Source organism: Novosphingobium sp. Fuku2-ISO-50, assembly GCF_001519055.1.
GTDB lineage: Bacteria > Pseudomonadota > Alphaproteobacteria > Sphingomonadales > Sphingomonadaceae > Novosphingobium.
Genome location: NZ_KQ954296.1, coordinates 72195 through 93396 on the forward strand (window position 1 = coordinate 72195; position 21202 = coordinate 93396).

The 21202-nt window shown below is 64.0% G+C and carries 16 protein-coding genes; 4 read left to right on the forward strand and 12 right to left on the reverse strand.

From position 1 onward, the window contains the following. Nucleotides 1–4: 4 nt before the first annotated feature. From AQZ50_RS14870 to AQZ50_RS14890, 5 genes are all read right to left on the reverse strand, one after another. Entirely contained in the window at nt 5–3364 is a 3360-nt protein-coding gene (locus AQZ50_RS14870; protein ID WP_067747359.1) for a cellulose biosynthesis protein BcsC, read from the reverse strand. Further along, complete coding sequence (bcsA, locus tag AQZ50_RS14875) at nt 3361–7827, reverse strand: UDP-forming cellulose synthase catalytic subunit (protein WP_067747360.1); 4467 nt, start codon at nt 7825–7827, stop codon at nt 3361–3363. The genes AQZ50_RS14870 and bcsA overlap by 4 nt, the downstream gene beginning before the upstream one ends. Beyond that, on the reverse strand, nt 7827–8573 hold the full coding sequence (locus AQZ50_RS14880; protein ID WP_067747361.1) for a cellulose synthase operon protein YhjQ/BcsQ: 747 nt from the start codon (nt 8571–8573) through the stop codon (nt 7827–7829). Before AQZ50_RS14880 ends, bcsA begins: the two co-directional genes overlap by 1 nt. Beyond that, nucleotides 8573–8944: a hypothetical protein gene (locus AQZ50_RS14885; RefSeq protein ID WP_067747362.1), complete on the reverse strand. Its 372-nt coding sequence runs from the start codon at nt 8942–8944 to the stop codon at nt 8573–8575. Before AQZ50_RS14885 ends, AQZ50_RS14880 begins: the two co-directional genes overlap by 1 nt. A 118-nt stretch (nt 8945–9062) precedes the next feature. Continuing rightward, complete coding sequence (locus AQZ50_RS14890) at nt 9063–9704, reverse strand: TetR/AcrR family transcriptional regulator (protein ID WP_067747363.1); 642 nt, start codon at nt 9702–9704, stop codon at nt 9063–9065. A 127-nt stretch (nt 9705–9831) separates the two neighbouring features. On the opposite strand from AQZ50_RS14890, the gene AQZ50_RS14895 reads away from it, so the two are divergent. From AQZ50_RS14895 to AQZ50_RS20535, 3 genes are read left to right on the forward strand one after another with little or no spacing between them, the layout of a single operon-like run. Further along, on the forward strand, nt 9832–11103 hold the full coding sequence (locus AQZ50_RS14895) for a cytochrome P450 (RefSeq protein ID WP_067747364.1): 1272 nt from the start codon (nt 9832–9834) through the stop codon (nt 11101–11103). Between the two features lie 12 nt (nt 11104–11115). Further along, nucleotides 11116–11277: a rubredoxin gene (locus AQZ50_RS14900; protein ID WP_067747365.1), complete on the forward strand. Its 162-nt coding sequence runs from the start codon at nt 11116–11118 to the stop codon at nt 11275–11277. An 11-nt stretch (nt 11278–11288) separates the two neighbouring features. After that, a complete protein-coding gene (locus AQZ50_RS20535) occupies nt 11289–11543 on the forward strand; it encodes a hypothetical protein (protein ID WP_156427384.1) in 255 nt (84 codons plus the stop codon). 37 nt (nt 11544–11580) lie between these two features. Here the strand turns inward: AQZ50_RS20535 and AQZ50_RS14905 are convergent, their stop codons facing one another. The 7 genes from AQZ50_RS14905 to AQZ50_RS14935 all read right to left on the reverse strand — a co-directional run bounded on the left by AQZ50_RS14905 (nt 11581) and on the right by AQZ50_RS14935 (nt 20662). Next, nucleotides 11581–12120 carry an RcnB family protein gene (locus AQZ50_RS14905; protein WP_156427385.1) on the reverse strand — a complete coding sequence of 180 codons (540 nt, stop codon included), beginning with the start codon at nt 12118–12120 and terminating at the stop codon, nt 11581–11583. 128 nt (nt 12121–12248) lie between these two features. Continuing rightward, the gene (gene ppsA, locus AQZ50_RS14910) at nt 12249–14636 is read right to left on the reverse strand and encodes a phosphoenolpyruvate synthase (RefSeq protein WP_067747367.1); all 2388 of its coding nucleotides are present in this window, start codon (nt 14634–14636) and stop codon (nt 12249–12251) included. Between the two features lie 176 nt (nt 14637–14812). Continuing rightward, on the reverse strand, nt 14813–16078 hold the full coding sequence (locus AQZ50_RS14915) for a serine hydrolase domain-containing protein (protein WP_067747368.1): 1266 nt from the start codon (nt 16076–16078) through the stop codon (nt 14813–14815). Nucleotides 16079–16122: 44 nt separating this feature from the next. After that, nucleotides 16123–18444, reverse strand: a complete 2322-nt coding sequence (locus AQZ50_RS14920) for a TonB-dependent receptor (protein WP_067747369.1) — start codon at nt 18442–18444, stop codon at nt 16123–16125. Nucleotides 18445–18640: 196 nt separating this feature from the next. After that, nucleotides 18641–19750 (reverse strand): helix-turn-helix transcriptional regulator, encoded by a 1110-nt coding sequence (locus AQZ50_RS14925; protein ID WP_231730321.1) that lies wholly within the window; start codon nt 19748–19750, stop codon nt 18641–18643. 125 nt (nt 19751–19875) lie between these two features. After that, nucleotides 19876–20319: a DoxX family protein gene (locus AQZ50_RS14930; RefSeq protein WP_067747370.1), complete on the reverse strand. Its 444-nt coding sequence runs from the start codon at nt 20317–20319 to the stop codon at nt 19876–19878. 40 nt (nt 20320–20359) lie between these two features. Then, complete coding sequence (locus AQZ50_RS14935) at nt 20360–20662, reverse strand: BufA1 family periplasmic bufferin-type metallophore (protein WP_067747414.1); 303 nt, start codon at nt 20660–20662, stop codon at nt 20360–20362. A 196-nt stretch (nt 20663–20858) separates the two neighbouring features. Here AQZ50_RS14935 and AQZ50_RS14940 point away from each other — a divergent pair, with 196 nt between their 5' ends. After that, nucleotides 20859–21146, forward strand: coding sequence for a BufA2 family periplasmic bufferin-type metallophore (locus tag AQZ50_RS14940; RefSeq protein ID WP_067747371.1), 288 nt, complete (start codon nt 20859–20861; stop codon nt 21144–21146). Nucleotides 21147–21202 lie beyond the last annotated feature (56 nt).

A 21202-nucleotide genomic window follows, 5' to 3' on the forward strand; every position in this document is an offset into this window, starting at 1 on the left:
ATTTTCATTTGGAACTGCCCAGCGACTGGCGGATGCCCAGCATCGCGCGCATTTCGTCATAACTGCCAAATGTGTTGTAGCTGACTTCGCCGCCCACGCGCGTCGACGGGGTGATGCGATAATAGGCCGAGCCCGAGGCCGCGAGCGCAAAGCCGGTCTTGCTCAGGCTGTCATAGTAATTGCGCACATCGCTGTCCTTGGCCTTGAGCGCATCGAGCGCGGCCTGTGCCGTCGGATCGGTCGGATAGAGATCGACCTGATCCTGCAGAAACGACTGAAAACCGGGCGTGAACGAGCCCTTGATGTCGAGCCGCGGGTTCTGGAAGGTATAGTTGATCGGAAAGCCGACGGAGAGAAAGCTTTGCGGGCTGAAATACCCGCCATGGCCATAGGTGAAGTAATCCTGATCGTTGCCATAGGCCTGATAATTGACATTGAGCCCGGCGGTCAGATTCGAATGGGCCGAGTGGCGCACGCGCAGATAGCCGCCAAGGTTCGCCTCCACATTGTGGTTGGTCGGGACATTGGTGCCGGCATACGTATTGTACGACAGGTCGACATAGACGCCGTTGCCGTCGTGATCGACCGACAGGCCCGCCCCGCCGCCGGTGCGCATCACCCGCCCCCAATATTCGCCGCTCACCGGGTCACGCGTACCGGCATAGGCGATCACGCTGTCGGTCACCGGCTTGCGCTCGAACCAGGCGCGCGCAGCGACATTGCTGCCCAATTGCGGCGTTACGGCCACGCGCCAGGTTGCCCTGGACTTGTCAAAGCCCAGCGGGGTCGCCCCGACTTCGGCCTGAACCAGTTTGTCGGCATAGCCCACTGCAGGCGCCACGCCGGACTGGCGCTGGGTCACGGCCTGAACCAGCTGCGCGGTGACCGCATCGACGATCGATTGCGCCTCGATCGTGGCATTGCGGCCAAAGCGTTGCAGCGACGATCCGGTCGGACGACCTGAATCGATCACCACCGCATCGGCGCGCGCATAGACCCGCCCGCCGCCGAGCCCGGTCGATATTTCAGCCGATCCCTTCATGTCGCGCAATTGCGACAGCCCGGTTTCGCCCGCGCGCGAGCGATAGGCAGTCTGCACTTCGACGCGCGGCCCATTGTCCTGCGACATGGCGGAAATCTCGGTCTGGATTTGCGCCAGCACGGGGTCCGACGGCATCGAAGCGGCAACCGGACCTGCACCCGGTGCGACAGTCTCTGCCGCGCGGCCACCCCATTCGCTCGATTGGCCGACCGTATCCGCCGGGGCGTTCCATGCGGGTTGTGCAGGCGCCGGAGCGGACGCCGCGGCGTCGAGCGCAAGGCCCGACAGGCGCGTACCGCCCCCCAGGCTGAACGGATTGATCGGTTGCGGCGCTGGCGCGGCGGCGGCGGCGCGGAACGGATTGGCGCCGAGCGCCTCGCTGCCGGTTGCAAACGGATTCCCGCCAAGGCCCCCGCCCGCCCCCGCCATCTGACGGCTGTAGATTACGCGCGCGTCCTTGAGGAATTTCGTGGCGGCGCCGACATTGCCGCGCGCCTGCTCGGTGCGCGCCGCCGCCAGATAGACCTCGTAGCTTTGCGGATAGGCTTGCAACAGGCGCGCCTCGGCCTGTTGCGACAAAGCGCGATCACCCGCCGCTTGCGCGGTTTCCATCAAGCCGCTCAGCGCATCGCGATCACGCGGGGCATGGACCAGGATCATCTGGTAAGTTTGCGCCGCGCGGGCCGGCATCTGGCCCGACTGGTACAGCCGGGCAAGCGCGGCAAGGATTTCGGCATTGTCGGGCGCGGCGCCCCAGCCGCGTTGCAGCACGTCGAACGCTTCGGCATATTGGCCGTGCAGGCGCAGCCGGTCGGCTTGCGCGGCGGCCATCCCGGCGCTGATCCGGGCGAGCGCGCGCTGTCCGTCGGCAGACGATCCCGCCAACTGGCTGGCCTTTTGCAGCGCGTTTTGCGCCAGATCGTCGCCCCCCGTCCGGGTGGCGACGCGGATCACCGCTTCATAACCGCCGAGATCGGTGATCGACCCCGCCATGGCCTGCTGCGCCAGCGCGCCGGCATCGGCCATATCACCCATGTCGTATAGCGCATCGGCAATCGCCGCCTGACGCGCCGCCGGCAGCCCTTTGGTCTGGCCGATCTGGCGCAGCGCGGCGATCGCCTGCGCCTTCTGCCCGCTCGCCGCGAGCGCCTTGGCCCGCGCGATCGCCGTATCGGTCTTGAGCCCCATGGCAAAGGCGCGCACCGGCTGCGTGCGATAGGTTTCGGGAATGCGCTGGATCAGCGTCTCGGCAATGGCCGGGTGGCCCAGATCGCTTTCGAGCATCGCCCCGGCATAGAGCGAGTCGGGATTGGTCGAGGCGGTCAACGACCGAACCAGCGATTCCGCTTCGGGAAGACGCCCGCGCCCGATCATGAAGCGCGCAAATTCATAGCGGATCCACGGATCTTCGGGATCGAGCAGCAAGCCCTGCTGAAATTCCTGTTCGGCGGCGGTGTCATCGCCGCGCGCGGCGGCCGCCAGCGCCCGACCGCGTGCCGCGCGGCTGGCAAGGCGCTTGTCGTCGGCTGCGTCGGCTTTCCCGGTGCCGATCTCGCTCGCCTGGCGATAGAGATCGGCCGAATCCGCATAACGCCCCTGCCGATCGTAGATGTCGGCCAGCAGTTCGAGCGCGACGGCATCTTTGCCGCCGCCCGAGCGCACCAGATCTTCGGCGATTTTCTGCGCTTCGCCCAATTGGCCGTGCGCGAGGAGATCCTGCGCTTCGCCGACCCCGGCAAAATGGCGCGCCGAGGCCAGCGCCTGCGCCCATTTTGCGGCATCGCCCTGCCGCGAGGCCTGATCGAGCAGATCGCGCGCGCGGGCGAAATTGCCCTGTTTCAGCGCGACCAGACCGAGCCCGCCCAACGCATCGCCATCGCGACGATTGCGCGCGAGCGCGCTTTCGAATTCGTGGCTGGCCGTGGCCAGATCGTTGGCGCCGAGCGCGGCAAACCCGGCGACACGCGCCCGGCCCGCCAGATCGGTCGACGCCACCGGCGCGGGCCGTACCGTCGACGGGCGTTCATGGGCCGGGCGTTGATGGGTGGCGACCGGCGTAGAGCCCGACTTTTGCGCGGGAGGTGCCTTTGGCGCGGGCGTGGGGGCGGGCCCGGCCAGCGCGCGCTTCACGTCGGCATTGTTGGGTTCGATCGCCTGCGCGCGGTGCAGCGCCTGATAGGCGAGATCGCCGCGCCCTTTCGATTGCCAATATTGCGCCTGTTGCAACAGCGCGCGCACTGCCGGATTTTCGGCCATGGCGCATGTCGGCCACAAGCTTGCCCCGGCAAGCAACAGGGCAAGGGCCTGAACGGTGCGCTTCACGTGTCGTCTCCCAGCGCTTCGAGGCGGCGGCGCGCCTGTCGGCTGAAATAGAGGTAGACCGGCCCGCTCAGCACCAGGGCCACGATCAGCCCGCTCAACGCCATGAGCAGCGGATGACGGCTGAACCAGTATGCCAGCTTCATCCAGATCGGCAGGCTGCCCACCCAATAGGTCGGCAGAATGGCAAAGCTGGTCATGCCGTCGCCGGTCACCACCGACAGATCGCCCTGAACCTGGGCATTGGTCTTTTCGTCATTCAGCCCGCCGACCAGCGAAGGCAGCGTGTCGGGTTGATCGCCAAGCAGCGCGACGACCGTCCGGCCCGAAGTGAACGGCGATTGAAACGAGACTATCCCTGAAAAGCCCTTGGCGGCATAGACCACGCTTTGCGCATCCTGGCTGCTGCCCTGCCAGTCGGAGCCGCCGAACAGCGCCTCGACATATTGCAGCGGGGTGCGCTCGTTGACGCGCAGCGCGCCGTTTTCAAAGCGCACCGGCGATCCGCCGAACAGCGCCTCGGAATTGGCCAGCGCAGAGCTGCCGATCACCAGAATGTCCTGCTCGTGCAACTGGTCGGGATCGATCTGGCTGACCACCGTGACCCCGGTCGCCGCCACCCCGGTCGCATCGCCCATCCGGCCCATGACCTGAAGAAAGGCCTCGATCGCCTCGAACGAAGGATTGGCGTCCATCACCACAGTCGTTTCGGCAAGATCGGGGCGGACGGTGAACGGATAGCCGGCACCGGCAAACGTTGCGAGATTGGGCATCGGCAGCGCGTGCCACGCCTGGGTCAGGTCGATCGTGCTGTCGGGATCGAGCGATACGCGCACGTTTTCCGGCAGCGTGCCGGTGCATTTTTTCTTGTCGGCAAGGATCAGATTGTAATCGAACACCAGCTCGTTCTGGCCAAACAGGGCATAGCGCGGCAGCACCACGCTTGCGCGCGAATCCGAACTGTGCGCGGCCATCGAGCCCCACAGCCCGCCGTTCAGCAGCCATTGCCACCAGTTTCCGCTGAGCGGCAAAGTGCGCAAAAACTGGCCATTGAGCGAAATGTCGAGCCGCGAACCCTTGCGATCGAGCCAGCTCGCGGTCGGATAGCGATAGGACAGATCGACCTGCCCGCCGTCGCGCGGCCAGAAGAACACGTCGGGCGCGACGCGAAACCGCGCCGACAGCGGCCCCGGCGGCAGGCCCATGCCCTGCAGTGCATAAGGCGCCATCAGCTCGCCCAGCTTCACCGGGCGATCGGTCGTGATCCAGCGCGGCGCGCCATAGCGCGGATAAGACGGAATGCGCGCGCCGTCGAACGCCATGTGCGCCCCGCCCACGGTGCCGCGCGCACTGGCAAGCGCTGCAGCGGCAAGGCGGATTTCGTCATCGTTGCGCCCGGCGATCACCAGCAGCGTACCCGCAGGATCGACCGGATTGCGCACGACAGTTGCCGCCGGGCCGGTCACCGGCACCGCAATACCGGGGAGCGACGCACCGCCGCGCAGGAATACCACCGCATTGCCCTGCGGCAACTGGCCCACCATCGGCTTGAAGGTAAAGCCGCGATACGAGGCCAGGCTGCCATACCACGAGGCGATCGCGGCCGCCGCCGACAAGTCGCCATGATCGGGCTTGCCGGCAAAGACGAACGGCAGAACGAGCGCGCCATTGTCGAAACGGTCAAAAAACGGGCCTGGCAGGCGTGCCAGATCAAGCGTCTGCGCGGTCGGCTGCACCGTCAGGTCGAGCCAGCTTTGCGTGTTGCTGACATTCGCCCAGAGCGAGGAATGAAACGGATCTTCGCAATCGCGCGCGTAATGTCCGAGCAGGCGCAAGTTGATCTGATTGTCGCCGGGCAGAAACAGCGCCGGATTGACCGGGATCTTCAGTTCCTGCCCGCCGGAATCGCCGGGGCGCAGCGGCACGGTCTGGACCACTTCGCCATTGACCAGCACCACCAGTTGACTGAGATCGCCAAGCAGGGCCGGCGACCAGGCAAGGTGCAGCGTCAGCACGGCATCGGTCACGACATCGCTCTGGCGCATGCCGAAGGGAATGCCGATTTCCCCGCGCGTCCCGGCCAGACGGATCGGGATCTTGATCCGCAAGTCCTTGAGCGAAAGATGGATATGGCGCGCAGCCGTGCCGGCCGTGGCTTTGGCCGGATCGACCAGCGGCGCGCCGGAAGCGGTTGTCGCAAGCGGTGCCTGCGCCCGTGCCGCCTGAGGCTGCGTCAGAGCGCCCAGCCCCGCGATCAGCAGGATGACTGCGGCAGCCCGCGCCAGACCGGGCTTTGCCTTTGCCGCAGCGGGCTCGGCAGGCTTGGGATCCTGTGCGGCGGCGGCGGCTTTCAGCGCTTGTGTGCGCTGCGCTTTCATCTGGCGGCGTTCGGCAAAATTGAGGCGCAAAATGCGCTTCATCGTCACCAGATCGACCTTGATGATGTCTGCCAGCGCACGCACCCCCGGCACGATCGGATGCGGCGCGGGCATCTGCCAGGCATCGGCGCGGCCCATCACCGCGCGGACCAACTGGCGCGAGGCGACCATGCTCATCGGCTGAAACCGCAGATAGGTGCTGCCTGCGATCGACCGCACCGTTTCGACCGGCACGGCCAGCGTTTCGTCGCCCATCGCCAGCGTGATATGCGTGACCTGAAGATCGCGCATCGGCACTTCGCGGGGCAAGGCCACCGCCGCGCCGCCCATCGAAATGTTGATCGTCGTCCCGGCCACGACATGGCCCGAAGCGAGATAGACCATGACCGGCAATTCGGCGGGCACGCGGATGTCGACCCGCGCCTGGCGCGATTCCCGCGCGACCGAAACGGCGGCCAGCAGGATGATCAGGCTGAACGTCGCCCAAGCAGTGTTGAGCACCAGCGAATCCAGCTGAATGTTGAACATCTGCGGAAAGAACAGCAACTTGCCAAAGCCCAGCAGCACGGAGCCGAAAATCAGCGCGATACACACCAGATGCGGCCGCACGACCGCCCAGTCGAAAAAGGTCTGGTCGAGCAAGTCGCCCTTGTCGGTGACGTTGAACTTGCCCTTGCGCGGCTGAAACCAGGTCATCACCGTCGGCTTGACGAGGTGAAACGCCAGGATCGTTTCATAGACTTCACCCCAGAACGGGCGGCGGTCGCCCCGGTGCATCCGCTTGCTCGCCTGCGCCGCGCAAAACAGATGCGGCATGGCATAGGCAAAGATCTGCGTGGCCGAAGCATGAATGATGTTCTGCCCGAACAGCAGATAGGCCAGCGGACTGGTCAGAAAGACGATGCGCGGGATCGGAAACTGAAAATGCAGCATCGCGTTGAGATAGCAAAGCCGTTGCTGCCACTTCAGACCGGGCCCGAGCAGGGGATTGTCGATGCGCAGGATCTGCGTCATTCCGCGCGCCCAGCGCACCCGTTGGCCGATATGCAGCACCAGCCGCTCGGTGGCGAGCCCCGCCGACAGCCGCGCATTGATATAGGCGGTGTTCCAGCCCGTGCGTTGCAGCTTCAGCGCGGTATGCGCGTCTTCGGTCACCGTTTCACCGGCGAACCCGTTGGTTTCCATCAGGGCCTCGCGCCGGATGATCGCACAAGACCCGCAGAAGAACGTCGCGTTCCACAAGTCGTTGCCTTCCTGCACCGCGCCGTAGAACAGCTCGCCCTCGCCCGGCATGTCCCGGACCGTGCCAAGGTTGCGCTGAATCGGATCGGGCGAATAGAAATAGTGCGGCGTCTGCAGGACCGCGAGGCGCGGGTCTTTTTGAAACCAGCCGACCGTCAATTGCAGAAACGCGCGCGTCGGCACGTGATCGCAGTCGAAAATCGCGATCAGTTCGCCGTCGGTCTTCTTCATCGCGGCATTGAGATTGCCCGCCTTGGCATGAAGATTGTTGTCACGCGTGATATAGCCGCAACCGGCCTGGCGCGCGAAGGCGCGAAATTCGGGACGGCGCCCGTCATCGAGAATGAAGACGCGGAACCGGTCTTCGGGATAGTCCATGTCCATCGCCGCAAACACCGTGTTGCGCACGATCGACAGGCCCTCGTTATAGGTCGGGATATAGACATCGACCATCGGCCAGATTTCCGGATCCCCCGCGATTTCGACGACCGGGCGATCAAGCGGCCAACTGGTCTGCAACACGCCGAGCAAAAGGATCACCCAGGCATAGAGTTCGGCCAGATAGAGCGTCGTGCCCAGCAGGAATTCGAGCGGCGTGCCGAACGAGAGCGTCTGCGTCGTGCGCCAGAACAGATAGCGCGTCGACACCACCACCGAAAGCAGCGCGAGTGTCATCGTCGTCTTGCGCCCGTTGCGTCGTCCAAGCAGCAGCGCACCGATCACGGTCAGCCCGGCGAATTGCCATTGCTCCTTGAAATCGAGCGGCACACCGATGGTCAGCACCACCAACGGCAACACCAGCAAAAGCGCGCCGATGCGCAATGCGCGAGACCGCGCCGGAGTCATCACGCAGCCTCGTTCTTGGCGGCACGGGGTGCGGCACGCACGGTTTCATCCGCCGCCTCTCCGGCGCACAGGCCGTCGACGGCGATGACCAGCCGCTCCATGTCAGCCAGGGCCGCGCTGGCCGGGGCATAGCGCGCCAGAGTCTGCAACATGCCCACCGCTTCGTTCACCGCTTCGTCGCGATGGATCTGCGCGATCAGCTTGTCCCCCAGCAATTCGCGCAGAAACAGCGCGGCATGGCGGGCAAAACGGCGGGTTTCGTCAAGCTGGTTGAGCACGAAGGTCGTGCGTTCCGGTTCGCCGAGGGCCCGCGCCGGGTTGATCCGGGGCAATTGCGCCAGGGACATCGCCGTCGGCGTCAGCGTGCAGACATGCAGCCGGGCACGGCGGCGCAGGACTTGCGCCAACCCCGTATCGGTCGAGGCGACATCGGCAACAAAGACCGTCTCGCCATCGAACGGCAGGTCGCCCGCGCGCAGCGCCTCGGCGAAATCCGGCTGGTGCGCCGCGCGCCATCCCGAACGCAGCCCCACCCCGCCGACCGTCAGTTGATCGATCACTTCTTCCTCAAGATCGGGAAGCGACTGATCGGGGGCCAGGCCGAAATAGGACTTCAGGCCGTCTGCGGCAGTCATGTCGAGCGCGACGACATCGCGCCCGAGCAACGACAGCCCCTGCGCCAGCCCGGCGGCGACGAAGCTGTTGCCTTCCCCGCCCTTGGGCGAATGGCACACGATCAGGGGCATCAGAGCTCTCCCGCCGCAACGCGATCGTTGAGCTGGCGCAGCAGCGAGCGCACGTCCTCGTGGGCGGAACCGGCAAGAGGCGTCGTTTCATAGCGACCGAACAGACCGTCCGTCCGGGCGTCGGCCTTTGCAACGGATTGCGGCACTGCGGACGCCGGATAAGGGCGCCCTGCCCCGGCGCTGCCCGCCCCTGAATGCGCCTCATCCCGATCAAGGCCCGCGACCGCCGTATCACCCGAAATTCGCGGGTCACGGATCAGCGCCTCGAACAGCGGCCACAGCTCCATATCAGCGAAATTATCGCGAAATTCCTGATACCTGAACTTGTTCTGACCCAACCGGCTCAGAAGATTTTCCGCATCCGACCGCATGGCGAGACCCCTCGTAAACTTACGTAAAAGCCTGCCTGTCATTAGTTAATATTTGGTTGGCCAATAAGGCCGATCTCAATCCTTTACCCCTAAAATATCAGGATTTTTCCCAAATAGGTTAACCGCCGAGCGCGCGTCGGAGCATTGCGGCAAGGTTTGCGCGCAAGGGCCCGGTGCTGGCGGGTGAGGAATCGAACGCTTCCATCTCGGTCTCGATCGAAATTCCGGCCAGCAAACTGCCGACCAGAAACGCGGCATGCTCGGTCGGCAGGTCTGCCGGCAGCGACCCGATCGCCTGAGCCTTGCCGATGAGATCGGCGATACGTTCGCCAAAGCGGCGCTGAACGTCCTCGAACACCCCTGCCGGCCCCAACCGGTTGGCAATCACCGCGCCAAACAGCACGAAATAGGCGCGCACCGAGACATCGGACAACACGAGTTCGAAAAAGCGGTCGAACAGCATCATGACCTGATCGAGCGGATCGTGAACGCCCGCGACTGCCGCATCGACCTGTTCGTGAACACAGGCTTCCGCGCGGCGGATCAGGGCTTCGACCAGGCCGTCCTTCGATCCATATTTGCGGCTGGCCAGGCCCCGGCTGAACCCGGCCCGTTCGCCGACGCGGTCCAGAGTCAGGGCCAGATAGCCCTCTGTCGCGACGATCTCGGCCGCTGCCGACAGCAGCCGGTCGTCGGATTCGGCGCGGCGCTGCGCCTGCGTTCGGCGCAAGATCCGCGTGTCGGGTTCGGGCGCGTTCATGCTGCGGATACTCCCCTGTGAGCGGCGACCCCCGCTCCGGATTTTAGTTGTTGAACGTATACCAAATGCATCATATCCTGTCACGCGTAGAGGCAAATGCCCGAATCCATACCCGAGAGGATCGCCCATGACACTGCCCAAGGATCTGTCCGAGACCATCATCGACCCCAAAGCCTATGCGAAGCGCGAAATTGCCGACGCCGCGTTTGCCGCGATCCGCGCCACGGCCCCGCTCGACAAGGCGCAGCCCGAAGGCTTTGACCCCTTTTGGGTGGTCAGCCGCCATGCCGATATCAAGGACATCGAGCGCCAGCCAGACGTGTTTCACAACGGCGACAAGTCGACTTTCCTGTCCGACCGCGCGGGCGCCGAAATGACACAGGCGCTGACCGGCGGCGAAGCCAACCTCATCCGCAGTCTTGTCTCGGTCGACGGCAAGGAGCACAAGGATCTGCGCGGGGTCGTCTTTCCGCATGTCACCCCGCGCGCCATCAAGCCGATGGAAGACCAGATCCGGCTGATTGCGCGCGAATTCGTCGATCATATGCTGAGCTTTGACGGGACATGCGATTTTGCCGCCGATGTCGCGTTCCTCTATCCGCTGCGCGTGATCATGACCGTGCTCGGCGTGCCGCGCGAAGACGAACCGTTCATGCTCAAGCTCACGCAGGAACTGTTCAACAACGCCGATCCCGAGCTCAATCGGTCACGCATGGAATTGAGCCGCGAAGAGATGCTCAAATCGCTGTGGGAGACCACGATGGAACTCGAAGCCTATTTCGCAAACGTCACCAAACGGTTTCGCGAAAACCCGACCGAGCATATCAACAGCCTGATCGCCAATGCGAAAATCGACGGCGAATACCTCAACCATCGGCAGATGATGGGCTATTACATCATCGCCGCGACCGCCGGGCACGATACCACCAGCAACACCACCAGCGGGGCAATGTGGGCGCTGGCCGAACGCCCGCACCTTTTGCGCGCGATGCAGGACAACCCCGATCGCATCAACGCCTTCGTCGAAGAGACGATCCGCTGGGAAACCCCGGTCAAGCATTTCATGCGCAGCGCAGTCGCCGACACGACGATCGGCGGGCAGCCCATCAAGGCGGGCGATTGGCTGATGCTGTCGTATCAATCGGGCAATCGCGACGAGGCGGTGTGGGACGATCCGTTCGAATTCCGCATCGACCGCGAAACCAACCCCCAAATCGCGTTTGGCTATGGCGTTCACGTCTGCCTTGGCCAGCATCTGGCCCGAATGGAAATGCGCGTCCTGTGGGAAGAACTGTTCAAGCGGATCAAGTCGGTCGACATGAACGGCGAAGGCCAGCGCACGATTTCCAACTTCGTGTGCGGGCCCAAGCACGTCCCGATCCGCTTTGCCGCGCAATAAGGGAGGGTCGCCATGCGCAAATGGCGCTGCCGCAATTGCGGGCTGATCTATGACGAGGAATGCGGCCTGCCCGACGAGGGCATCGCGCCGGGCACCCGCTTCGAGGATATTCCCGACGATTGGTACTGCCCCGATTGCGGGTCGGAAAAAGAGGATTTCGATCCGCTCGACTAGGCCGTAAACTCATGAACCACGCCATCGAGGCGGCAAAATGGCGAACATATCGGGCGGAAATGCGCGCCGCGAAGGCTGGTTGCCTTTGCAAGCGCATTTCTGTTCGAGATGGAAGCCATTTTGCCGTCCCTTCGGGATTTGACCCAAAAGGCCCATCGCAGCGTCGATCGGGCTTGAAATATCGACATATTCCTGCGCCCTCTCTCCTCGCGCTGGGCCTTTTGGCCTCAAACCTCGATGGCGTGGTTTATGAGTTTACGGCCTAAGGAAAACGGGGTGGGCCATCGCCCACCCCGCAAGTCTTTACAGGAAGCGTCCGTAGATCACCTGGATCACTTCGCCGCTGCGCGTGTCGATCAACACTGCGTCGGGGCCATAGCGAACCCATTCGTACCCGATCGGCGGCACGTCGAGCCCGAACAGCCAGTAATCGAGCAACCAGTACTGCTGCCCCCAGTAATAGCGCGGCAGGATGTCCCCATAGCCCCAGCGATGATAGCGAAAGCCGCGCGGGGCGTGATAGGGCCCGACGTGATAGCCGCGATCGGCGTTGAAGTTGTGATTATAGGCCTGTCGGTCGAATTGCTGCGGCCGCGCCTGCGCGCCTTGCGGCCGCTCGATCCGCTGATAGCCCTGAGGGCCGCGTTCGGGCTCGGCCTGACGCGACGGACCCGCAGCATGGGCCCCGCCGCCCCGTGGAGCGCCGCCCGGACCGCCCCCCCGTGGAGCGCCGCCGCCTGGCCCCCCACCGCCATGTTCGTGCTGCGCCCAGGCGTCGGGCGCCATCACTGAAAGCCCGGCGCAAAGCGCCAAGGCGAGAAAACGTCGATTTGTCAGGTTCATGATTGCAGAACTCCCTGTAACACGATTTCGATGTAACACGATGTCAATGTAACACGATGTCGATGTGACACGATGTCGATGTGACACGATGTCGATGCCGACACCCCCCGCTGTCGCCATGCGACGGACTACCCCCCGGCGTGCCCGGCTTCGGCCGCAGCGATCGAACGGATCGTGCGGACAAAGCTGTCGGGATTGAGTGAAATCGAATCGATCCCCCGTTCCACCAGAAAAGCGGCGAAATCGGCGTGGTTGCTTGGCCCCTGACCGCAGATGCCGATCTTGATCCCGGCACTGTGCGCCCGCGCGATCGCTTCGCCAATCATCCATTCGACCGCCGCGTCGCGTTCGTCGAACAAGCTGGCCAGAATGTCCGAATCGCGGTCCACGCCGAGCACCAGTTGCGTGAGGTCGTTGGACCCGATCGAAAACCCGTCAAACCGCCGCGCAAACTGGTCGGCCAGAATCACATTGGCCGGAATTTCGCACATCATGTAGATCTGCAAGCCCGCCTGCCCGCGCCGAAGGCCATTTTCGGCCATCGCCGCCAGCACCCTGTCGGCCTCTGCCGGGGTCCGGCAGAACGGCACCATGACAATGACATTGGCAAAGCCGAGTTCCTCGCGCACGCGTTTCAACGCGCGGCATTCGAGCGCAAAACCCGCGCGATAGCGATCGTCGTAATAACGAGAGGCGCCACGAAACCCGAGCATCGGGTTTTCCTCGGTGGGTTCGAACGCCTCGCCGCCGATCAGGTGCGCATATTCATTGGTCTTGAAATCGCTCAGCCGCACGATCGCGGGATGGGGCCAGAACGGCGCCGCCAACCGGGCGATCCCGCGCGACAGCAAGTCGACGAAATAGTCCTCGCCCGAAGCATGCCCCCGGGTCAGCGCGGCGATTTTCCGCCGATCGACTTCGCTGACCTTTTCCGGGTGGATCAAGGCCATCGGATGGATCTTGATCAGATTGTTGACGATGAATTCCATCCGCGCGAGCCCGACCCCCCGGGCCGGGAGCCGCCACCAGCGAAACGCGGCGGCGGGCTCGGCGATATTGACCATCACCTGCGTGCGCGTTTCGGGCAGCGTGCCGACATCGACCTCTTCACGCTCGAAATCGATCAGACCGTCGTAAACGAGCCCGTCCTCGCCCCCGGCGCAAGACAGCGTGACCGCCTGCCCATCATGCAGGAGCCGGGTCGCCTCGCCCGTGCCGACCACAGCGGGCACGCCGAGTTCGCGGCTGACGATCGCGGCATGGCTGGTACTGCCGCCATGGTCGGTGATGACCCCGGTGGCGCGCTTCATCGCCGGAACCCAGTCGGGATCGGTGTTGGTCGTCACCAGAATCGCGCCGTCGGGGAAACGGTCAATATCGGCAATGTCGCGGATCACGCAGGCCTTGCCCGAGGCAATCGCATCGCCGATCGCCGAGCCGGACAGGATCGCCGTTGGCGTGCCCTTGATACGATAAGTGGCAAAGCTGGTCTGGCTGTGCTGTGACTGCACGGTTTCGGGGCGCGCCTGAACGATATAGAGCAGACCGCTCTCACCGTCCTTGGCCCATTCGATGTCCATCGGACGCCCGTAATGCGCCTCGATGATCAGCGCCCAGCGGGCAAGCGCCAGAATTTCATCCTCGTTCAGCACAAAGGCATCGCGCTCGGCACGGCTGGTCACGGCCATGCGCGTGCGCCGGCTGCCGCCGCGCGCATAGACCAGCTTGATCGCCTTGGCACCCAGCCGCCGTTCGATGATCGGCACCGCGCCGGGCTGATCGATCAGCGGCTTGAACACGAGATAGCTGTCGGGCTCGACTTCGCCCTGCACCACGGTTTCGCCAAGCCCCCAGGCGGCGCTGATCGTGATCGAGCGCGGAAAGCCGGTTTCGGTGTCGAGCGTGAACATGACCCCCGATCCGGCCAGATCGGAGCGCACCATCTGCTGAATGCCGATCGACAGCGCAACCGCGAAATGGTCATAGCCATGCGCATCGCGATAGGCGATCGCCCGGTCGGTAAACAGCGAGGCATAGCAGCGCAACGCCGCATCCAGCACAGCGCGGCGCCCGCGCACGTTGAGAAAGGTTTCCTGCTGCCCGGCAAAGCTGGCATCGGGCAGATCTTCGGCCGTGGCGCTGCTGCGTACGGCAACGGCAGGATCGGGAATGCCAAGGCGCGCCGACAGCGCGGCATAGGCATCGGTGATCGCAGCCTCAAGATCGGCGGGCAAGTGCCCCTGCCGCACGAGATCGCGGATCGCCGCACCGGTGTCTGCCAGACTGGCCGTGCCACCATGATAGCGCTGCATCGCCGCGTCCATCGCCGGTTCGATGCCGTTGGCGGCAATGAAGGCGCGATAGGCGGCGGCGGTCGTGGCAAACCCGCCCGGCACGCGCACGCCCTTTGCGTCGAGTTCGCGAATCATTTCGCCAAGCGAGGCATTCTTGCCGCCGACTTTGGCAATATCGCCGATCCCGATCGCTTCGAACCACAGAACGAGAGGATCTGTCATCGCTGTTCCCCAGATTTCCGGCGGATCGCCTTTTTGCGCGCGATCCGCCGAACGGTTTGCCCTGCTTGGCCATGCCCAAGGCACAGCATAACAAGACCTTACCCCAATCTGGCACCAGTCGAAACGAATTGTCCTTGTCTTCGCTCAATCAGAGCGGTTTGACACCCCGCTGATCGCTATTGGCCTTTCCATTCCGTCAGCGTCTTGAAATAGGCCAGCGTTTCCTCGAGCGCGGCATCGCCCTGCGCAGAGCCTTCCTCGGGGAAGAAACTGAGCTTGACGATCACCGTGTGCGTTGCCGGATGAACATAGATGAACTGCCCCTGCAACCCGAGCGCGGTATAGGCGCCGGTCTCGTCGAGCTTCCAGATCTGAAAGCCATAGCCTGACCGCGCAAACGGGCTGGTTACCGCGGCAGGCGGCGGCGGCGCGCCCGGATCGGCATTGGGGATCATGGTCGTGGCCTGGCGCACCCAGTCGGCAGGAACGATCTGATGCCCATTGAAGCGCCCTTGATCGAGCATCATTTCGCCAAGGCGCGCAAAGTCGCGCAATGTCGCGTTATAGCCCATGCCGTTCAGTTCGCGGCCCGCCCCGGGTGCGCCGTCGGCCAGCCAGAAGCCATAGGATTCCATGCCCATCGGCTGCCACAGATATTGCGCGGTGAAATCCGCGAGCGGCTTTTTGGTCGCGCGTTCGAGCACCCAGCCGAGCACCGAGGTGTCGAGCGTCGAATAGTTGAAATGGCTGCCCGGCGCCCGTTTGCGCCCCAGACGCGGCGCCATATCGGCAAAGCGTTCCTTGTTGGACGCGATCGCATTGAGGAAAATCTGCGCCGCGATGCTCGGTTTGGCGCCGAAATCATAGCGTTCTTCGTAATCGACGCCCGATCGCATTTCCAGCAATTGGCGGATGGTCACCCCGTCATAGCCCGACCCTTTCAGCTCCGGAACATAAAGCACGGCGGGATCGTCGATCGAATGGATCGCGCCTTGCCCAACCGCAATGCCGACGAGCATCGAGGTGATCGTCTTGGCCATCGAGAACGAGATGTAATGCGTGCCCGCGTCGGTATTGTTGCGATAGCTTTCGTGCAGAATCTTCCCGTCGCGCATGACCAGAAAGGCCGAAGTATAGGTGCGGTCTTCCCATTGATCCTCGGTCATCCGCTTGCCGCCGATCACCGCCTCGGGCAGCGCGGCGTCGGCATGGCCGAGCGGCGCCACCGGTCCCGAACGCGGCACCGGGCGGGTCTGGAACAATTGATCCATGTTGTGGAAGGTCAACATGTTTTCCGGCGCTTCCAGCATGTGCTTGCGCGCCTCCAGCAAGGCCGGGGGGACGCTGCCGTCGGGCAGAACATGGCTGGGCGCGGTCTGCGCCGCGACGGGAAAGGCAAGTGCGAGCGAACAGGCCAGAGCTGTCTTGCGGAACAAAGTCATAAGTCTGGGCAACCTTGTACGAGTAAGGATGTAACGGGCACAGTTCACTGGCGGAGCAGGAGCGTCATGCCGAAGGTACGCGGACGCAGCATGATGTCCTGATACGAACCGACGCCGACCACGCTGATATATCGCGACAGAATCGGGTGCGAATTGGTCAGGTTGTCGACAAACAGCGACAGGTCCATCACATCGTGGCGCCAGCCCAGGCGCAAGCTGGCGAAATGCAGCGCCTGTGTGCGGATTGCGCCGGGGTCCGCAGAGCCGGATACGCCATCGGTGACCGTCGTGGTCGGCCCGGTGCTCTTGTACTGATAATCGCCGCGCAAATAGGCCGATCCCGATCCCACCGGGGTTTCATAATCGCCGCCGACAGTCGCGGTCCACGGATGGGTTTCGAGATGGTCGGCGGTTATCGCCAGTGGAAGCGCGGCCGCGCCAAGCACGATATTCTGGGTAAAGTGTGCGTTGGTATAGCTGACCGAGCCATCGAGCGAGAGCCCCTTGGCCAGCCGCACCGTGCCCTGCAGATCAAATCCCTGACTGCGCGCCTTGCCCAGATTGTCGGTAAACTGCGCGCCGCAATGCTGCAGATAGACGTTTTGCTGGATATTGTTCCAATCGACCCGGAAGGCGCTGGCGGCAAAAGTTACCGCACGACCGACCCGACCCTTGGCGCCTGCTTCATAGCTCCACAGGCTGTCCGACTTATACGTGCCGGGCACATCGCTATAACCAACCGCCTTCAGATCCGCACCACACACCGACAGCGGCACGGGGGCATTGGTGCCGCCGATGCGATAGCCCTTTGAGGCAGAAGCATAGAGCAACAGCGACGGCGCGGCCTGCCAGTTGAGCGCGAATTTCGGCGTGACCGGCGTTTCGCTGACCGATTGCGGGGTCTGCAACTCGGTGCCCGAAACCGGACCCTGGAACAGCGAATCCCCTTCAAACTTCGTGCGCGCCACACGAATCCCGGCGGTGGCCTTCAACGTCGGGGTGATCGCGAATGTCGCATCGCCAAACCCGGCGATCTGTTGATCGGCACCGCGGCCGGCACCCGACAGCGAATAGACCCCATTGACCAACCCGGTGCCAAAAACGACTTCGGGCGGCGCACCGCCGAACATCTCGGCAAAATTCGGATCATAGACATTTTCCGAAAAGTGCTGGACCGATTTGGAGAAGAACACACCAAGCACCCAAGACAGGCGCGCATCACGATTGTTTGATTGCAGACGCATTTCTTCCGTAAAGGTGCGCTGCGAATTGGTCATATAGGCCAACGATTTGTAGTCCGGCGCGACCCACGGCGTGCCGTCGAACACAGCGGGCCACAGCGTCGAATAATCGATCTGCGCATTCTGGTCGCGGATGTAGTACGAAGTGTTGTTGATCAACTGCGCCGCGCCGAAATCGTAGGCGACGTTGAGCGCGGGCAACAGGAAACGGTCATGATCGGGCGAGGCATTGGGCTGTCCGCTGAGGAACCGGTTGTTCGACGGCGAGGACAATTGCTCCCAGGCGTTGTCGCTGTCGTTGATCACCTTGCGTTGGTAAAACAGCGACGGGGTAATCGTCAGACCATCGACCGGCACCCATTTCAGCGCGACGCGCCCGACCTGGGTGTCGCTGAAATTGACATTCTTGAACAACGGCTGATTGGCCAGCATGGGATTGGCGTTCTGCCGATCGACCCAGCCGCCGTCGTGGCGATCCCACAGGCTGGCCGCAAAGCCGAGCTTGCCCGGAATCAGCGGACCGGTAATCGATACCCCGAATTCGCCCGAAGCCGCGCCGCCCTCGGTCGCCGAAACCTCGCCGCGTGCATAGATGTGCACGGCATCGAGGCTGGGCTGGGTGGTGATGAAACGCACCGTGCCGCCTTCGGACCCCGCGCCGAACAGCGTGCCTTGCGGCCCGCGCAGCACTTCGACACGCGCGAGGTCAAAGACCGCCGGAAAGGCATTGGTGGTCGAATAGCCGACGACGCGGCTCTGAATCGGGGTATCGTCGATATAGACCCCGGTGGTCGCCGCGCCGACGGTCGAACTGACCCCGCGAATGGCGATATTGGTCTGGTTGCCAAATCCGCTCGGGTCGAACTGGATGCCCGGCGTCTGGCGGACCACGCCGCTGATGTCCTTGATCCCGCGACTGTCGAGCGAAGCCTGGCTGAGCGCGGTAATCGAGACCGGCACTTTGCTGAGCGATTCGGCGCGCCGCGTCGCGGTCACGACGATTTCACCAGGCGCCGCAGCGTCCTTGGCAACAGTCGCATCTTCGGCAAATGCGGGCGTGATCAGGCCCAGCGCGAGAGCGAAAGCCCCCGATGTCGCGGCCAGTGCAACGGCGTGCTTGGTCATGGCTTCCCTCATGGTTTTGCCGTTTGCCGCGCAGACGCACGACGAATCGGCGATTTTCCCCTCGGCCGAGCTGCGGTCTTTTGCAGGCGCTCACGGGGAACACCCGCGCCGGTCCCGGCGTGGTTTGCCATGGATGCATCATGCGGGGGGCACGCGCGTCCCCCAAATGGTATATGCTATACCAAAATAAATGCGATCAGGCCGGTTCCCCGGCGACCGACAGACAGATGCGGCGCACCAGTTCGGACTGGCGCCCCGCGCCGGTCTTGGCCAGAACACGCTTCAGGTGTTGCCGCGCCGTGCCCTCGGCAACGCCGCGCGCCGCAGCAAATTCGCTGACACTCATGCCTCCGGCCAGGTTTGCAGCAAGCGCCGCCTCGGTCAAAGTCAGGCCAAAGAGCCGCGCGATGTCGTGGGCATCATAGCGCACCGCACAATCGGGCCGCGTCATCACCAGCAGGACAAGGTCACGCGACAAGGCGAACTGACCCGGCGCAGGCGCGGGTCGACGGGCGCGCAAATGCAACACCGGGCCACGATCGCCGCCGATCGCAAGCACAGCGCGGTCGGCCCGGCCTTCGACCAGTGCCGCAAGCGATTCCTGATCCTCGCGCGCGGCGCAGGCCAAATGACCATCGCGCAAGCGCAGCTCCACGCCCGCGCCCAACAGACGCCGCGCATCGGCATTCATCCAGTGTACGCGCAAGCGGCGATCGCAAGCGACCATCGCGGTCAGCATGCCATCGCCCGCCTGTTCGACCAACAGGCGCCGCGCGTCGGCCTCAGCCAGGCGCATCCATAGCCGCACCGCCTGGCTGAAATGGGGCGCCATCGCCTCCAGCAAGTGGCGGTCGTCCGATCCCATGTCGCGCCCGTCATCGGCTGCACGGTGAAAGATCAGGGTAAAGTGGCGATCCTCGTCGAGTTGCTGGCTGATCCAGAATGCGGGGCCCAGGCCGCAGCGTGCCAGTCCGTCGCGCAAAACATGGCGATCCCGAGTGCTGTAATCGCCCGATCGCTGGTCGCTGTCGATCTCCAGAGCCTGCGGCGGGCCTTGCGGTCGGCGAAAGCGGGGGTTGGCGGGCGTGTTGGCCCAGGAATCATGGAGTGCGCCATTGCGTTCCGACACGCTGTCGCGCGTTTCCCACAAAGGCCGGAGATCGTCACGCGAGGGGACCAGCAATTGCGCCGCCACGCCTTCGACGCCAAGCCGCTGACGCAAGAGATCCATCAATTCGACCCAGCGGGTCTTGTCATCCACCGCTCCGTAGAGCGTGGCAATCACCTGATCATCAAGCGTAGTCATGGCCTCCCGCCGATCCGCACCATGCGACCGCGAACGACAGGATACCGCATCCATCAGGATCGGCAAGCAGCGCCTGCCGAACCGGAACGGCATCGGGTAGCGCGCTGCTCCATCGCGGCGGCGCATCACGTCGCGCGGACCATCCGGATCAGCAAACGGTCAAGCGACCAGGCTCCGCCGCCCCGCGCGATCAGCGGCAAAAGCAATCCGGCCCAGGACAAATGCGTCGGCCAGGCTTCGGGATAGACGAACAGCTCGATCACGCTCGTCATGCCGAGCAAGGCCAAAGCGGCAGGGCGCGTAGCGAGGCCGAGCACCAGCAGGATCGGAAAGAGATGTTCGGAACAGGTCGCGACATGAGCCGCCACATGCGGCGGGACGAACGGCAGTCTATAATCGGTTTCGAACAGATAATAGGCGCTGTCGGTGATGTGGAGCAATCCGGTCACTTTGGTACGGCCGGACAGGAAAAAGATCGCGGCAATGCCGCACCGCGCCACCAGCGCCAGCAAGGCATCGGGCAGCAGGCGGCGGGCCAGCGCCGCCGCATTGTCGTAGAGAGCAATCATGAGGCAAAGCCTTGTTCAAGCGATGACGGCGCAGCCACGGTCAATTGGTGCGCGCAGTCAGCGATCCGTTGCCTTTGGGCGTCTTGATCGCGGTGCATGTGCCCGCCTTGACCAGTTTCCACGAATTGCCCTGATAATCGGTTTTCTGCGTGCCCGCGCAGCTCGTGCCGGCACCTGCGGCGCAATCGTTCTGCCCGGCGCGGGCAATGCCGTAGCATTTTTCCATCGCGGACCTCGCATCGGCAGCATGGGCGTCGGCAGCATGGGCGGCGGCGGCATGGGCAGCTCCGGCGGCGAGGCCGAGCGCGATACTGGCCGCAAAGGCGGCGGGGGCAAGTTTCATCGGCAGTCTCCATGGACAGGGATCAGGAGCGGGCAGGTCGCCCTCCTTGCCAGCCCCTTTCGCACGCACCGCCGGATCGGTTACAAGCAGCGCATCGATCACGCTGCGACACACTTTCGTTGCGCAGCATGTAACCGGCGCGCATGCCCGGACGAATGGGGTCATGCCGCACCGGCACAATGAGGAGTACCGTCCGATGACCAAGCCCGTTTCTCACTTCGCCCCTTCTGCCCTTGCTCTGGCCAGCCAGGCCGCGCTGCTCGCCGCCGCGCTGGTTGCGCTGCCTGCCCCGGCCCAGGCCGACGCGGCCAAGGCCGCCAAGGTCGTGCATTGCTATGGCGTCAACAGCTGCAAGGGCACGTCCGATTGCGCCACCGCCAAAAACAGCTGCAAGGGTCAGAACAGCTGCAAGGGTCAGGGCTTCAAGGCCGAAAGCAAGGACCAGTGCGCGGCCCAGGGCGGCAGCCTGACCGAACCGAAATAAGCCGATGACGGTCGCGCTGCCCGGCGCGGCCGTCCCCGCCCTCCCGTCTCCCCGCC

Coding starts and splice junctions, on each gene's coding strand:
- AQZ50_RS14920 (WP_067747369.1), bottom strand. CDS start 18,444: ATGACCAAGCACGCCGTTGCACTGGCCGCGACATCGGGGGCTTTCGCT.
- AQZ50_RS14925 (WP_231730321.1), bottom strand. CDS start 19,750: ATGACTACGCTTGATGATCAGGTGATTGCCACGCTCTACGGAGCGGTG.
- AQZ50_RS14900 (WP_067747365.1), top strand. CDS start 11,116: ATGCGCAAATGGCGCTGCCGCAATTGCGGGCTGATCTATGACGAGGAA.
- AQZ50_RS14935 (WP_067747414.1), bottom strand. CDS start 20,662: ATGAAACTTGCCCCCGCCGCCTTTGCGGCCAGTATCGCGCTCGGCCTC.
- AQZ50_RS14930 (WP_067747370.1), bottom strand. CDS start 20,319: ATGATTGCTCTCTACGACAATGCGGCGGCGCTGGCCCGCCGCCTGCTG.
- AQZ50_RS20535 (WP_156427384.1), top strand. CDS start 11,289: ATGAACCACGCCATCGAGGCGGCAAAATGGCGAACATATCGGGCGGAA.
- ppsA (WP_067747367.1), bottom strand. CDS start 14,636: ATGACAGATCCTCTCGTTCTGTGGTTCGAAGCGATCGGGATCGGCGAT.
- AQZ50_RS14905 (WP_156427385.1), bottom strand. CDS start 12,120: ATGAACCTGACAAATCGACGTTTTCTCGCCTTGGCGCTTTGCGCCGGG.
- AQZ50_RS14880 (WP_067747361.1), bottom strand. CDS start 8,573: ATGCCCCTGATCGTGTGCCATTCGCCCAAGGGCGGGGAAGGCAACAGC.
- AQZ50_RS14885 (WP_067747362.1), bottom strand. CDS start 8,944: ATGCGGTCGGATGCGGAAAATCTTCTGAGCCGGTTGGGTCAGAACAAG.
- AQZ50_RS14915 (WP_067747368.1), bottom strand. CDS start 16,078: ATGACTTTGTTCCGCAAGACAGCTCTGGCCTGTTCGCTCGCACTTGCC.
- AQZ50_RS14940 (WP_067747371.1), top strand. CDS start 20,859: ATGACCAAGCCCGTTTCTCACTTCGCCCCTTCTGCCCTTGCTCTGGCC.
- AQZ50_RS14890 (WP_067747363.1), bottom strand. CDS start 9,704: ATGAACGCGCCCGAACCCGACACGCGGATCTTGCGCCGAACGCAGGCG.
- bcsA (WP_067747360.1), bottom strand. CDS start 7,827: ATGACTCCGGCGCGGTCTCGCGCATTGCGCATCGGCGCGCTTTTGCTG.
- AQZ50_RS14895 (WP_067747364.1), top strand. CDS start 9,832: ATGACACTGCCCAAGGATCTGTCCGAGACCATCATCGACCCCAAAGCC.